Source organism: Citrobacter sp. CtB7.12 (assembly GCF_001297795.1).
GTDB lineage: Bacteria > Pseudomonadota > Gammaproteobacteria > Enterobacterales > Enterobacteriaceae > Citrobacter_A > Citrobacter_A amalonaticus.
The window spans coordinates 411,558-425,237 of sequence record NZ_LIFT01000002.1 but is presented as its reverse complement, the minus strand read 5'-3'; the positions used below and the strand labels follow the sequence as shown (position 1 = coordinate 425,237).

Annotated in this window: 14 protein-coding genes; 9 read left to right on the top strand and 5 right to left on the bottom strand. The window is 54.2% G+C overall.

All coding sequences use genetic code 11. The features are described 5' to 3' along the window. Positions 1-21 precede the first annotated feature (21 nt). Positions 22-930 carry a LysR family transcriptional regulator gene (locus AOY24_RS03545; protein WP_043001356.1) on the bottom strand — a complete coding sequence of 303 codons (909 nt, stop codon included), beginning with the start codon at positions 928-930 and terminating at the stop codon, positions 22-24. A gap of 405 nt (positions 931-1,335) precedes the next feature. Here AOY24_RS03545 and cobA point away from each other — a divergent pair, with 405 nt between their 5' ends. Continuing rightward, on the top strand, positions 1,336-2,115 hold the full coding sequence (gene cobA, locus AOY24_RS03540; RefSeq protein WP_054176156.1) for a uroporphyrinogen-III C-methyltransferase: 780 nt from the start codon (positions 1,336-1,338) through the stop codon (positions 2,113-2,115). On the opposite strand, the gene AOY24_RS03535 is transcribed toward cobA, so the two are convergent. After that, positions 2,094-2,987 (bottom strand): PocR ligand-binding domain-containing protein, encoded by an 894-nt coding sequence (locus AOY24_RS03535; RefSeq protein ID WP_054176155.1) that lies wholly within the window; start codon positions 2,985-2,987, stop codon positions 2,094-2,096. The two genes, cobA and AOY24_RS03535, sit on opposite strands and share 22 nt — an antisense overlap. Before the next feature lie 372 nt (positions 2,988-3,359). On the opposite strand from AOY24_RS03535, the gene otnK reads away from it, so the two are divergent. The 8 genes from otnK to AOY24_RS03495 are packed head-to-tail and all read left to right on the top strand — an operon-like array spanning position 3,360 to position 10,135. Beyond that, complete coding sequence (gene otnK / locus AOY24_RS03530) at positions 3,360-4,622, top strand: 3-oxo-tetronate kinase (protein ID WP_044266323.1); 1,263 nt, start codon at positions 3,360-3,362, stop codon at positions 4,620-4,622. After that, entirely contained in the window at positions 4,622-5,266 is a 645-nt protein-coding gene (locus tag AOY24_RS03525) for an aldolase (RefSeq protein WP_054176183.1), read from the top strand. Before otnK ends, AOY24_RS03525 begins: the two co-directional genes overlap by 1 nt. Before the next feature lie 9 nt (positions 5,267-5,275). Then, positions 5,276-6,082 (top strand): DeoR/GlpR family DNA-binding transcription regulator, encoded by an 807-nt coding sequence (locus AOY24_RS03520; protein WP_042285318.1) that lies wholly within the window; start codon positions 5,276-5,278, stop codon positions 6,080-6,082. Then, positions 6,063-6,839: a hydroxypyruvate isomerase family protein gene (locus tag AOY24_RS03515; RefSeq protein ID WP_054176154.1), complete on the top strand. Its 777-nt coding sequence runs from the start codon at positions 6,063-6,065 to the stop codon at positions 6,837-6,839. The genes AOY24_RS03520 and AOY24_RS03515 overlap by 20 nt, the downstream gene beginning before the upstream one ends. Before the next feature lie 36 nt (positions 6,840-6,875). Next, on the top strand, positions 6,876-7,685 hold the full coding sequence (locus AOY24_RS03510) for a 3-keto-5-aminohexanoate cleavage protein (RefSeq protein WP_054176153.1): 810 nt from the start codon (positions 6,876-6,878) through the stop codon (positions 7,683-7,685). A 24-nt stretch (positions 7,686-7,709) separates the two neighbouring features. After that, positions 7,710-9,056: a bile acid:sodium symporter family protein gene (locus AOY24_RS03505; protein ID WP_054176152.1), complete on the top strand. Its 1,347-nt coding sequence runs from the start codon at positions 7,710-7,712 to the stop codon at positions 9,054-9,056. A 6-nt stretch (positions 9,057-9,062) separates the two neighbouring features. After that, positions 9,063-9,482, top strand: a complete 420-nt coding sequence (locus AOY24_RS03500) for a heme-binding protein (protein ID WP_044256550.1) — start codon at positions 9,063-9,065, stop codon at positions 9,480-9,482. Continuing rightward, positions 9,479-10,135 carry an aspartate/glutamate racemase family protein gene (locus AOY24_RS03495; RefSeq protein ID WP_044266333.1) on the top strand — a complete coding sequence of 219 codons (657 nt, stop codon included), beginning with the start codon at positions 9,479-9,481 and terminating at the stop codon, positions 10,133-10,135. Before AOY24_RS03500 ends, AOY24_RS03495 begins: the two co-directional genes overlap by 4 nt. A gap of 164 nt (positions 10,136-10,299) precedes the next feature. On the opposite strand, the gene sucD is transcribed toward AOY24_RS03495, so the two are convergent. The 3 genes from sucD to odhB all read right to left on the bottom strand — a co-directional run bounded on the left by sucD (position 10,300) and on the right by odhB (position 13,671). Continuing rightward, a complete protein-coding gene (gene sucD, locus AOY24_RS03490; RefSeq protein ID WP_054176151.1) occupies positions 10,300-11,169 on the bottom strand; it encodes a succinate--CoA ligase subunit alpha in 870 nt (289 codons plus the stop codon). Next, entirely contained in the window at positions 11,169-12,335 is a 1,167-nt protein-coding gene (gene sucC / locus AOY24_RS03485) for an ADP-forming succinate--CoA ligase subunit beta (RefSeq protein WP_042320639.1), read from the bottom strand. Before sucC ends, sucD begins: the two co-directional genes overlap by 1 nt. A 115-nt stretch (positions 12,336-12,450) precedes the next feature. Beyond that, a complete protein-coding gene (odhB, locus tag AOY24_RS03480; protein WP_044256556.1) occupies positions 12,451-13,671 on the bottom strand; it encodes a 2-oxoglutarate dehydrogenase complex dihydrolipoyllysine-residue succinyltransferase in 1,221 nt (406 codons plus the stop codon). Positions 13,672-13,680: the final 9 nt, after the last annotated feature.

Sequence of the window (13,680 nt, the reverse complement as noted above, 5' to 3'; positions counted from 1 at the left end):
CCGTTTACCCGTCATCCGCCGTCAGCGTTCCAGGTGAGATACCACCGATTTTTGTAACAGCCAGTCGCGGAAAACCTGTAAATGACGGGATTCCGCTTTTTCTTCCCGCCAGGTCATGATGAAACGATTACCCGTGCGCATGGGCACATCGCAAGGGATCACCATGTCACCGTTGTCCAGATCGTGCTGGATCGCAAAACGTGGGAGCAGCGCAACCCCCAAATTCGATCGCACCGCGGCGATCAGCATCGACAGCAGATCAAAACGCGGGCCTTTGTTGACCAGTGGGCTACTGACATCCGACAGGGCGAACCACTCCTGCCAGCCGTTAATTCGCGTACTTTGATGCAACAAGGGAAACTCATTGAGCAACTCTTCAACCGCCAGTTTCTGGTTGGGCTGCGACAGCAGACTGCCGCTACAAACCGGGAGGATTTCCTCTTCGAACAGATACTCCACTTCTGACCACGGCGAACAGAAGTCTTCACGCATAATGGCCGCATCATATTCACGGTTGAGGAAATCGCCCATGTTCGCCAGCGAGTGAATATTAACGATAATATCGGGGTTAAGTTTGTTGAATTCACGCAGATTGGGGATCAGCCAGTGGGTGCTGAAGGTCGGGTTGACCGCCAGTTCAATGACTTCGACCGTGGGCTGCCAGGTCATAATGGTATTCGTATCACGCTCAAGTTTATTTAGCGTTTCTTTAACAATGCTCAAATAATGCTTCCCGGCCTCGTTTAAAAAAATCCGCTTTTTGGCATGATTAAATAATGCAGTATGCAGAAAATCCTCAAGTGCATTCACCTGGCGAAATACAGCACTTTGCGTTAATGCTAACTCCTCCGCCGCACGCGTATAACTTTCATGACGTGCCACCACTTCAAACGTCACCAGTAATTCAGTCTTTGGTATCTTTCCTCTCATAACGTCTTCCATATGCCGCGTACAAAAATAGTTTAATTTATAAAAAATAAATGCAACCGACTCCCGATTGGCCTGAGAGTTATATTTTATTTCCTACCTGGATGTCATTGATCCACTCCATGGTTTATTCACACAGGGGGTGAACAAATAATAACCAATAATACGCAAGACTGACCATAAACACAATTTAATTAAGGTTATTTTGCGACAAATAGCGCCAATAAGTTCTTAATAATTTTTCAAGATAACTTGTTTATCGGAGAAAAAACTTTGCGGGTTTAATCAATATTATTTACTTATTATTTCAGGAGAATTCAGTTCACTAAACGATAAGCAAACGATGACGTTTTTTTATCTGCTTTTACTATTTTTACCGTTTTTCCCGACAATAATTAAGGACGACATATGAAAAATTCCGGAAAAGTCTGGCTGGTTGGTGCAGGTCCTGGTGATATCAGCTTACTGACCCTTAAAGCCCTGCAGTGTATTCAACAGGCTGATGTCATCATTTACGATCGGCTGGTCAATCCTAAAATGCTTGAGTGGTGCTCAGCGAGCTGTACCTGCATCAACGTTGGCAAAAGTCCGGGCTATCATAGTGTTCCTCAGGAGGAGATCAATGCCCTGCTTATCCAGCATGCGCGAACACAGCGGAACGTTGTGCGCCTGAAAGGCGGCGATCCTTACGTGTTTGGCCGCGGTGCCGAAGAGGTGGAATGTCTGGTCGAAGAAGGCATTGCCTTCGAAGTGGTGCCGGGGATCAGTTCCGCCATTGGCGGGCTGGCCTGCGCCGGGATCCCGGTGACCCACCGCGACCTGGCATCCGGTTTTCATGTCGTGACAGGACATACCCGCGAAGGTAATCAGCAGCAGGACTGGCGGCAGTTGGCGAAGCTCAACGGCACGCTGGTGATTGTTATGGGGATCGCTAACCTGCCATTTATTTGTGAAGAACTGCTGATGGGAGGCAAATCACCGGCCACGCCCGCGGCGATTGTGATGTCGGCTACCCGGGACAATCAGCGGCGCTTAACCTGTACGCTCGGTACATTACTCACGAAAGCACAGGAAGCGAATATTGTGCCACCGGCACTGATTGTGGTTGGCGATGTTGTCCGTTTGAGCGACCGACTCTCTTTTATTCCAGAGGTGATGGAACGCACCTACAGCGAAAGGTGTTCATGACGGAATGACTGCGGAGACGTCTGGTGAGCCGCCCGGAACACCCGACAAAAATAGCTGGTCTGCGCATACTGAAGTTTCCGGGCGATGCTGTCGATAGAGTTCTTCGGATCGCGCAGCAACTCACTCGCCCGCTGCATTTTTTTCTGGCTCACCCAGGTTTTAAAATTCACTCCCTGCCGTTTCTTAAAGAAACGGCTAAAGTAGTTGGCGCTTAAACAGACATGCGCGGCCACCGACTCCAGCGTCAGTTCCTCGTATAAGTGTTCATCAATATAGCGCAGTGCAGCGACCAGTTTCTTTTCGTGGCGAGAAAGTTCCATTGCCGACAGACGCAGGTCGCTCAACTGCACATCAGCGGTATCCACCGTTTTACGCTGAACCGGACTGAGATTGTTAATAATAAAGCTGAGCAGGTTTGCCGCTGCCACCAGATGATTATTTTCAACAATCGCGACCTGATTCCAGGCTGATTTAATTTTAGGATCGGAAGCCCACTGCCGATCGTCATCAATGACAATAGTTTTATATTCCGGATACTTTGCGCGCACCTGACCGCAAATAATAAATCCCAGCAGATGCCCCTGACGAATTAATGGCATAGAGAAAAAACTCAACCCCGCATGACAGCAGAGTATTCTGATTTTTTCTTCTTTTAACCCTTCAAAAGCGCAATATTTATCACATTTCTGACACGTTTTTTGGTATTGCGGATTGGCGCGCAGTAATGAACAGAACGAATTAAAATTATGACAGGCAGAGATTTCCCGACCATTAATGTCTACCACCACGGCGGCGAGCCCGGTCGCCTTAGAAAACACCTCTGCCAGTGAGTAAAAAGTGTGTAAGACATCGTCCTGAATATGCTGAGGCACGTTACGCTCCGTCAGTGGTCTGGATAACGTCGCTACTATGCTTAATTTGTCCAGGTGAAAAAATGACCCTGACCGCAAAAAATAATCTCATTTAATCAGGTGATTATGATCAAATTGCAAGAGTGCCCCCCGCGCTCCTCAACACCAGTCCACCGACTGCTGTGACAACTTTTCCCAAAGATTAACGAATCTTCACATCTTCCTGTGAGCTTCATTTCAACATCACCCACCATTTTATTTATGATTTTCAATCAGTTATATAAATAACATGCAATTTTATGATGTGCTTATTTGTGAGAATCATCATGTGAATGTGAAACGCCCTCCTGAATAATAGGCTCAATGACAAGATAATCTGAACGGAGTGGATGTATGCCCGTCACGACAGGTGTTATCGCCGACGACTTTACTGGCGCAACGGATATCGCAAGTTTTATGGCTGAGCAAGGCTGGAGGGTCGCGCTGCTGCCCGGGATGCCAGACGCCGCGCAGCCGTGGAATGAAGAGGTCGACGCGATTGTCATCTCGCTGAAAAGCCGTTCTCTACCGGCTGACCAGGCCATCGATCAATCATTACGCTGCTGGCAATGGCTGCACCACACGGCAGGTGCGCGGCAAATTTACTTTAAATATTGCTCCACCTTTGATTCCACCCCCGCCGGGAATATCGGTCCGGTCAGCGATGCGCTGATAGAAGCGATGCACGCGCCGTACATCGTTCACTGCCCAGCCCTGCCACAAAACGGACGGACGGTGATTCACGGTCATTTGTTTGTGAATGGCGTATTACTGAATGAATCCGGCATGGAGAAACATCCGCTCAACCCGATGACCGATGCGAACCTGATTCGCCTGCTCACGGCGCAAACTGCCAGCGCTGTCGGGCGCATTGACCTCAGCACGATTCAGAAAGGTGTGGAAGCGGTCACTCACGCGCTGGAACGCTGCCAGTCTGAAGGTGTACGTCACGTGATCGTGGATACCTTCAGCGAAGCCGATCTGCAGACCCTCGCTCAGGCCTTACGTCATACACCGTTGCTGGCGGGCGGTTCCGGCCTGGGTGGTGCACTGGCCGCTTGCGCCGCACCACAGCGTAGGCGGGAAGCGGTACATCCCTTCCCGCAGCCGGCAAAAACGGTGGTGTTTTCCGGAAGTTGTTCCGCCATGAGTAACCGCCAGGTGAATCGCTATAAAGCACAGGCCGCTTCCCTTCTACTCGACGTGGCGCGCTGCCTGACAGACGCAGAGCGTTACAGCGACGAGCTGTCGCGGTGGACAATGACTCATGTCGATGACGCGCTCGCTCCATTGATTTACGCCACCCAGCCGCCGGAAGCGCTGAAACGCATTCAACAGGAGTACGGCGAGCAGCGCGCCAGCCGGGCGATTGAGCATACCTTTGCCAGACTGACGGCCAAATTGCAGGCCGCAGGCGTAAACAGTTTTATCGTCGCCGGTGGCGAAACGTCCGGCACCGTAGTGGAGGCGTTACAGGTGACGCGACTGACGGTCGGCAAAGCCATCGCGCCCGGCGTGCCGTGGGTGTTCTCCGCCGAGCCGCCGCTCGCGCTGGCGCTGAAGTCAGGCAACTTCGGTGACGAAGACTTCTTTTTCACCGCGCAGGAGTCTGCATGATGAGTCAGCTTAACGAACAACAACTCCGCGAACAGCTGGTGCACTACGGTCGTTCTCTGTTTATGCGCGGCTTCAGCAGCGGTGGTTCGGGCAACCTGAGCGTAAAACTGCCGGACGGCGGCTATCTGGTCACGCCGACCAACTCCTGTCTGGGCGAGCTGGACGCCGCAACGCTCAGTAAACTGGATGCCAGCGGAGTTCACCTCAGTGGCGATAAACCGTCGAAAGAAGTGCCCATGCACCTGGCCTGGTATCGTCATCGTCCGGCCTGCGGCGCGGTGGTTCATCTGCATTCGCCATGGCTGACCGCCCTTTCCTGTCTGCCATGCAGCACACCGGAAAACTGTCTGCCGCCGTTAACGCCGTACTACGTAATGCGCGTCGGGCAGTTGCCTCTGTTGCCCTATTTCAAACCCGGTCATGAGGGGATTGCCAGCGCACTCAGCGAGATTGCGGCGGACCATACTGCCGCGCTCCTGGCAAATCACGGCCCGGTAGTCAGTGGTCGCTCACTTCGTGAGGCGGTGTTTAATGCCGAAGAGCTGGAAGACAGCGCCCGCATCTGGCTGACCTTAAAACCACTCGGCTACGTGCCGCTAACGGCGGAAGCAGTAGCTGAACTCGAACAATCCCGGCGAGCATGAGGTGAGAGGATGATCCCCGAACAACGACGTGATTTTATCTACCGCTACGTGCATGAAAAAAACGTCGCCTCGTTTAATGAGCTGGCGGATCTGATGAGCGTGTCGCACATGACCGTGCGCCGCGATATTCAGTTGCTGGAAGAAGAAGGCAAAGTCATCTCGATCAATGGCGGGGTGAAACTCAACAATCTGCTGAAATCGGAGCTGCCGTGGCGGGAAAAGGCCGAGCTGCATCATGACGTGAAGCGACGGATGGGGCAACTAGCCGCGATGTTGATAGAACCAGGGCAAACGCTGTATCTCGATGCGGGAACGTCGTTGTTTGAAGTGGCGAAAGCCGTCGCCGCCAGCCACTGCTTCAACCTGACGGTGGTGACGAACGATTTTTCCATCAGCCACTACCTGATGGATATGCCGCACATCACGCTGTATCACACCGGCGGACTGGTGGATCAGCGCAACCGCTCATGCCTTGGGAAAAGCGCCGCCAGTTTTCTGCGCACGATCAATATAGACGTGGCGTTTCTCAGTTCGTCCTCGTGGGATACCGAACGTGGAATGTCGACCCCCAGCGAAGGCAAAGCCTCGGTGAAAGAGGCCGTGCTCACCGTCTCCCGCCGTCGGGTGCTGGTCTGCGACAGCAGTAAATTTGGCAAATACGGGATGTTCCACATCTGCTCGCTGGATCAACTGACCGACATTATTTCGGATAACCGGTTACCCGACGTAGCGCAGGACACCATTGCCAGCCAGGGCGTGAAACTGCACCTGGTGGATTGCCGGGAGGGAACGCATCATGCTGAAGTTAGCGGCTAACCTTGACTGGCTGTTTTGCGAACGTCCCATTGCGGAGCGCTTTCAGGCCGCAAAGGCGGCGGGTTTTCACGGCGTTGAAGGGCTGTTTCTCTGGCAGCATCCGCTGGATGTGCTGCTGGCGGCGCAACGGGAAACCGGTCTGCCGGTGGCGCTGATGAATGCGCCAGCGGGTCACTGGCAGGCCGGTGAACGCGGACTGGCCTCCCTGCCAGGCTGTGACGAGGAGTATCATCGCAGTCTGCTGATTGCCCGCGATTACGCCACGGCACTGGGCTGTCGCAAGGTGCACGTCATGGCCGGATTGCGCGTGGCCGGACTTTCCGCTAACGCCCAGTATGAGCAATTAACCGACCGACTGCGTATCGCCTGTGACGTCATGGTTGGGGCCGATATCGACGTGTTGATTGAACCGTTAAACCCGGACGATATGCCTGGTTATTTTGTTGATAGCTTTCCACTGGCTGAACGTCTTATTCGCGAAGTGAACAGAAAAAATATCGGCTTACAGTTTGATATTTACCACTGCCAAAAAATACACGGTAATGTTACACATCTTATTGAACATTATTTACCGATCATTAAACACTTTCAGATTGCTTCTGTACCCGGCCGCCATGAACCGGGAACGGGAGAATTAAATGAAACATGGCTTTTTGAATTTATTAAGCAGACAGGTTATCAGGGCTGGATAGGTTGTGAATATAAACCGTCAACACCAGGGCCCGAATCGTTACGCTGGATGACACCGTACTTATAATTTTAATATCTCTGTACCGGAAAACCGGAGGAACACATGTCGGATACTGTTATTATTTCGCTGGCACCCGTTGCCGCGGATTACCCCAGAGTTATACCTGAAGAACTGGCGCAGGAAATACTGGCCAGCGTCGAACAGGGTGCAGCCATCGTGCATTTACACGTTCGCGATAAACAAGGTCGTCTGACGTCGGACACCACCGATTTTCAGGCGACAATTGACCACGTCATGCGCCATTCCGACCTGATTATTCAGGCCTCAACCGGTGGCGTCTCCACCATGTCGATTGCCGAGCGCTGCGCGCCTCTGGACTGTCCCGGCGTCGAAATGGCGTCGCTGAACGTCGGCTCTGTTAACCTCGGCGATGCCGTGTACGTTAATCCCGGACCGGACGTTGAATATTGTTCGCAACAAATAACCCAACGTTCCATTATTCCTGAATTTGAAGTTTTCGAAATTGGCATGATTAATAACATTCTGGCGCTGGAAGAAAAAATATCGTTCAAGAAACCGATGTTATTCAATATTGTCCTCGGACACCGTGGAAGTTCACCCGCGACGGTTGATGCGTTAATTGCCATGCGCAGTATGATCCCTCGCGACGCCTTATGGGGAATTACCCATTTTGGCCGCAAGAATTTCGATATTATTGCGGCAGCGGTCGGCATGGGTGCCAGTGAAGTGAGAATTGGTTTTGAAGATAGCTATTATTTAAGCGCCGAAGAGAAAGCTCAGCATAATTATCAGCAGGTTGCCAAACTCGCCACGCTTATTCGCAGTATGGATAAAAAGGTCGCCACGCCGGATATTGCGCGGCAAATGTTAGCTATTCCACCACGGCAGTAATAGCGAGAGAAAGGACATTTCACCATGACTATCACAACCGTTATTCACAAAACCGGACTGGGCGTCTGCATCGCCGGTGGCGCCCTGGCGGCAATTGGCGCGCTGATGCAGTCTCCCGCCCTCTGGCAGCCGGGGCTGGTGATGCTGACGACAGGCTTCGCGGCAGGTGCGGGCTACTGGACAAATCTTCGCAGCTACCAGTTTACCCTGTGGATCATTGCCGGCTTTGTCGCGGCGATGACCTGGTCAACCGATCTAATCGTCTGGGGCGGATTCAACATCACCCATAAATGGATCGTCTTTTTAGTGATCCAGGCGACCATGTTCAGTATGGGCACCAAACTCACGATTCAGGACTTTATCGACGTCGCTAAAATGCCCTGGGCGGTGTTTATCGGCACCTTCTGTCATTTCGTCATCATGCCTCTGCTCGGCCTGAGCATCACGCTGATCTTTGACTTTCCGCCGGAAGTGGCGGTAGGCATTCTGCTGATTGGTTCCTGTCCCAGTGGGCTCTCCTCCACCGTCATGGTGTATATCGCCAACGCCAACCTGGCGCTGGCGGTCTCGATCGCCGCCGTCTCAACGCTGGCGGCGACGGTCATGACCCCGCTGTGGGTGAATCTGCTGGCGGGTTCAATGATCGACATCCAGCTCACGGCGATGGTGATGGACGTCGTGAAAATCGTGTTGATCCCGATTGGCGCGGCGATTTTACATGACTACCTGAAAACCTATGCCGACGTGCAGGGGCGTCGTACCGTGCAAACGCTGGCCGGGATCAGCGCCATCTGGCTGCTGTATATGCTTACCGGCGGCTGGGACACGCTGTTTGGTAGCGCCAGCGCCGACGCGCAAATGTATGCGGTGGTGCTGAACTTTGTGGCTGGCGGGATCATCTGGGCGCTGTTCTATAACTGGCTGTATGGACGCGTGGCCGGCGTTAAGAAGATCATGCCGACCATTTCGATGATGGGCATCATTTTCTTCACCACTACAGCAGCGGCAGCCGGGCGCGACAACCTGGTTCAGGTCGGCTTCCTGCTCTGCTTCGCCATGCTGATGCACAACCTCGGCGGCTTCCTGATTGGCTATCTGATGAGCCGCTGGATCTTCCGCATGGATGTTCAGTCCGCCCGGACGGTAGCCTTCGAAGTCGGCCTGCAAAACGGCGGGATGGCATCAGGTCTTGCCGCCGCGATGGGAAAACTGGCCACCGTTGGTCTCGCCTCTGCGGTCATGACGCCGCTTGGCAACGTCAGCGGCTCGCTGCTGGCTAACTACTGGCGCAAAAAGGATGCCCGACAGGCGCAGGCCCAGAGCGAGAGTTCGCCTGCTCAGCCGGTATCAGAACCTCTGTCAAAAGGATAACTCACCATGATGACTTTAACCCTGCAACAGGCACGACGCGCGGTAGACTGCGCGCTCGATCTCGCCGACACCCGTTATGCGCAACGTCCGCTCAGCGTGGCGGTGTGCGACGCTCACGGCGAGTTACTGAGCTTTGCCCGTATGGATAACGCCAAACTGTTGACCATTGAGCTGACGCAGCGCAAAGCACGCACCAGCAGCCGTTTAGGTTGCACCACTCAGGCGTTTTTGCAACGTCTGCAAAATGAGTCACTGGATATCAGCTACTTTGCTGACCCACGTTTTACCGCGCTGCCCGGCGGCGTACCGATTCTTCACAACGGTAAATGCGTGGGGGCCGTTGCGGTTGGTGGACTGTCCGCCCAGGAAGATCACGATGCGGCTATGGCCGTTGCCGAATGTTTGCTCAAGGAGTTCGCAGAATGAAAAAGATCGCTATGCTTCACACCAGTTCCGCCACGCTCGCCATGATGCAGCAACTGATCGGCGACATCATGCCAGAAGCGGACGTGATGCACCTGGTCGAAGAGTCGATGATTAAGCAGGTGATGAAGGCCGGAGGCGTGACGCCGAACATTGCGGCACGCATTGCCGACTACGTCCACATAGCCGAAAAAGCGGATTGCGAGATTTTCATCACCGCCTGTTCGTCCATTGGCACGGCGGTTGAACAGTGTCAGTTTATGACACCGCTGCAGCTTGCCCGTATCGACTGCGCGATGGTGGAACAAGCCATTAGCCTGGGTGAGAACATTGCCGTGCTGGCCACTGTCGCCACGACCATGAAACCGACGCTGGAGTATGTGCAGCGCAAAGTACAGGCCAGCGGTAAGCAATGCACCGTGACGCCGATATTGATGGAAGAGGCCTTCCATGCTCTGCTGGCGGGCGATATGGAAACCCACGATCGCATCGTCAGCGAAGGATTGCACAGCGCGTATAAACAGGCTGATGTGGTTATGCTGGCGCAAGCGTCGATGGCGCGCGTTCTGCAGCAGCTTCCGTCGCCGCCCGTCCCGGTGATGACCTCTCCGGAAAGCGGCATCCGCTGGCTGAAAACGCTGGCGGAAAGCGCATAACCTGGCAAGCCAACACTCCCCTGTAGGCCGGATAAGCGCCAGCGCCATCCGGCAAACAGACAGGTAAAAAAAGGCCATCATCAGATGGCCAACCATGTCGAAAATGGACCAGCCCTTTCCCCTGCATCACGGGTAAATGCAGGGGTTGGGCTGTTTTATTGCTTTTACTTAATGACGGCTTTCAGCGCTTCGCCGATATCGGCCAGGCTGCGAACGGTTTTCACACCAGCGGCTTCCAGCGCTGCGAATTTCTCATCCGCAGTTCCTTTTCCACCGGCGATAATGGCGCCTGCGTGACCCATACGTTTGCCTTTCGGCGCAGTCACACCGGCAATGTAGCCAACAACCGGTTTGGTCACGTGATCTTTGATGTAGGCCGCCGCTTCTTCTTCCGCGCTACCGCCGATCTCACCGATCATCACGATCGCTTCGGTCTGCGGATCTTCCTGGAACAGTTTCAGGATGTCGATGAAGTTAGAGCCCGGGATCGGGTCGCCGCCGATGCCCACACAGCTGGACTGGCCGAAACCGTAGTCGGTGGTCTGCTTAACCGCTTCATAGGTCAGCGTACCGGAACGCGAGACGATACCCACTTTACCCGGCTTATGAATGTGACCGGGCATGATGCCGATTTTGCATTCGCCCGGGGTGATAACACCCGGACAGTTCGGGCCGATCATGCGTACACCGGCTTCATCCAGTTTAACCTTCACGGTCAGCATATCCAGCGTCGGGATGCCTTCGGTGATAGTGATGATGAGCTTAATGCCTGCGTCGATGGCTTCCAGAATGGAGTCTTTGCAGAACGGTGCCGGCACGTAGATAACGGACGCGGTGGCGCCCGTCGCTTCTACGGCTTCACGCACGGTGTTAAACACCGGCAGGCCCAGGTGCGTGGTGCCGCCTTTGCCTGGCGTTACGCCGCCAACCATCTGCGTACCGTAGGCAATTGCCTGTTCGGAGTGGAATGTCCCCTGGCTACCGGTGAAGCCCTGGCAGATAACCTTGGTATCTTTATTAATTAAAACTGACATTATTTCCCCTCCACTGCGGCAACAACCTGCTGAGCTGCATCCGTCAGACTTTTCGCTGCAATAATATTCAGGCCGCTGTCAGCCAGTTTCTTCGCGCCGAGTTCGGCGTTGTTACCTTCCAGACGAACCACCACCGGAACGTTAACGCCCACTTCCGCTACCGCGCCGATAATGCCGTCAGCGATCAGGTCGCAACGCACGATACCGCCGAAGATGTTAACCAGAACCGCTTTAACGTTGTCGTCAGAGAGGATAATTTTGAACGCTTCGGTGACGCGCTCTTTGGTGGCGCCGCCGCCCACGTCAAGGAAGTTAGCCGGTTCGCCGCCATGCAGTTTCACGATGTCCATGGTGCCCATCGCCAGACCTGCGCCGTTAACCATGCAGCCGATGTTGCCATCCAGCGCGACGTAGTTCAGTTCCCACTGTGCTGCCTGCGCTTCACGCGGGTCTTCCTGAGACTGATCGCGCATTTCGCGCAGATCCGGCTGGCGGAACAGCGCGTTGCCGTCAGCGCCCAGTTTGCCGTCGAGGCAGATCAGGTCACCCTGTTTGGTGATAACCAGCGGGTTGATTTCGATCAGCGCCAGGTCGCGCTCAAGGAAAATGGTCGCCAGGCCCATGAAGATCTTAGTAAACTGCTGAACCAGTTTGCCTTCCAGACCCAGTTTGAACGCCAGCTCGCGTCCCTGATACGGCATTGGGCCGGTCAGCGGATCAAGCGCCACTTTGTGGATCAGGTGCGGGGTTTCTTCCGCCACTTTTTCAATTTCAACGCCGCCTTCGGTGGAGGCCATGAAGACCACACGACGGGAGCTACGGTCAACGACCGCACCCAGATACAGCTCTTTATCAATATCGGTCGCCGCTTCAACCAGAATCTGGTTGACCGGTTGACCGTTGGCGTCTGTTTGATAGGTCACCAGACGCTTGCCCAGCCAGTGCTCAGCAAACGCGCGAATCTCTTCTTTGCTTTTTACAACTTTCACACCGCCCGCTTTACCGCGGCCACCTGCGTGAACCTGACATTTTACTACCCACGGACCCGCACCGATTTTCGATGCCGCTTCTTCAGCTTCACGCGGAGTAGTACAGGCATAACCCACCGGCGCCGGTAAGCCATAGCGGGCAAAAAGTTGTTTTGCCTGATATTCATGTAAGTTCATGTGTTCTGTCCATCCTTCAGGTAATCGTTATCTTTAAACCCGTAGACCGGCGTGGTGCTTGTGCCGGATGGCGCTACGCTCATCCGGCCTACGAGGCAGGTGATACTCTTGTTTACTACACGTCCAGCAGCAGACGAGTCGGATCTTCCAGCAGTTCTTTGATCGCCACCAGGAAGCCCACGGATTCGCGACCATCGATCAGACGGTGATCGTAGGACAGCGCCAGGTACATCATCGGCAGGATTTCGACCTTGCCATCTACCGCCATCGGACGATCTTTAATCGCGTGCATGCCGAGGATCGCACTCTGCGGCGGGTTGATGATCGGCGTGGACATCAGCGAACCGAACACACCACCGTTGGTGATGGTGAAGTTACCGCCCGTCAGATCTTCCACCGTCAGCTTGCCGTCACGACCTTTGATAGCCAGCGTCTTGATGTTTTTCTCGATGTCAGCCATACCCAGCGTATCGACGTCGCGCAGGACCGGGGTCACCAGACCGCGCGGCGTGGATACCGCCATGCTCACGTCGAAGTAGTTGTGATACACCACGTCGTCGCCATCGATAGAGGCGTTCACTTCCGGATAGCGTTTCAGCGCTTCTACTACCGCCTTCACGTAGAAGGACATGAAGCCCAGACGGATACCGTGACGTTTTTCAAACGCTTCACCGTACTGCTTACGCAGATCCATGATGGGCTTCATGTTCACTTCGTTGAAGGTCGTCAGCATGGCAGTGGAGTTTTTCGCTTCCAGCAGACGCTCGGCCACGCGTTTGCGCAGACGGGTCATCGGTACGCGTTTTTCGCTACGTGCCCCCAGCGCTGGCTGTGCAGCAGGGGCTTCTGCCGGTGCTTTGGCCTCGGCTTTCGCCGGGGCTTTCGCCAGATGCTTATCCACATCTTCACGAGTGATACGTCCGCCCACACCGGTGCCTTTGATCGCACTGGCGTCGAGGTTGTGCTCAGCCAACAGGCGACGGATCGCCGGGCTCAGCGCATCGTTATTTTGCTCTTCCAGAGAAGCCTGTTGACGCTGCGCCGGGGTAGACGCTTTTTCTTCAGACTTCGCGCTGGTTTCTTTACCCGCGCTATTGCCTTCACGCAGGCGACCGAGGATCTGGCGGGAGGTCACGGTGGTGCCTTCGTCTTCCAGAACCGCATCCAGAATGCCGTCCGCTGATGCCGGTACTTCCAGTACCACTTTGTCAGTTTCGATTTCTACCAGCACTTCGTCACGAACCACCGCATCACCCGGTTTTTTGTGCCAGGTGGCAACAGTCGCGTCCGCTACGGACTCAGGCAGGTCGGGAACAAGAATATCTACGCTACTCATTTTGTATCC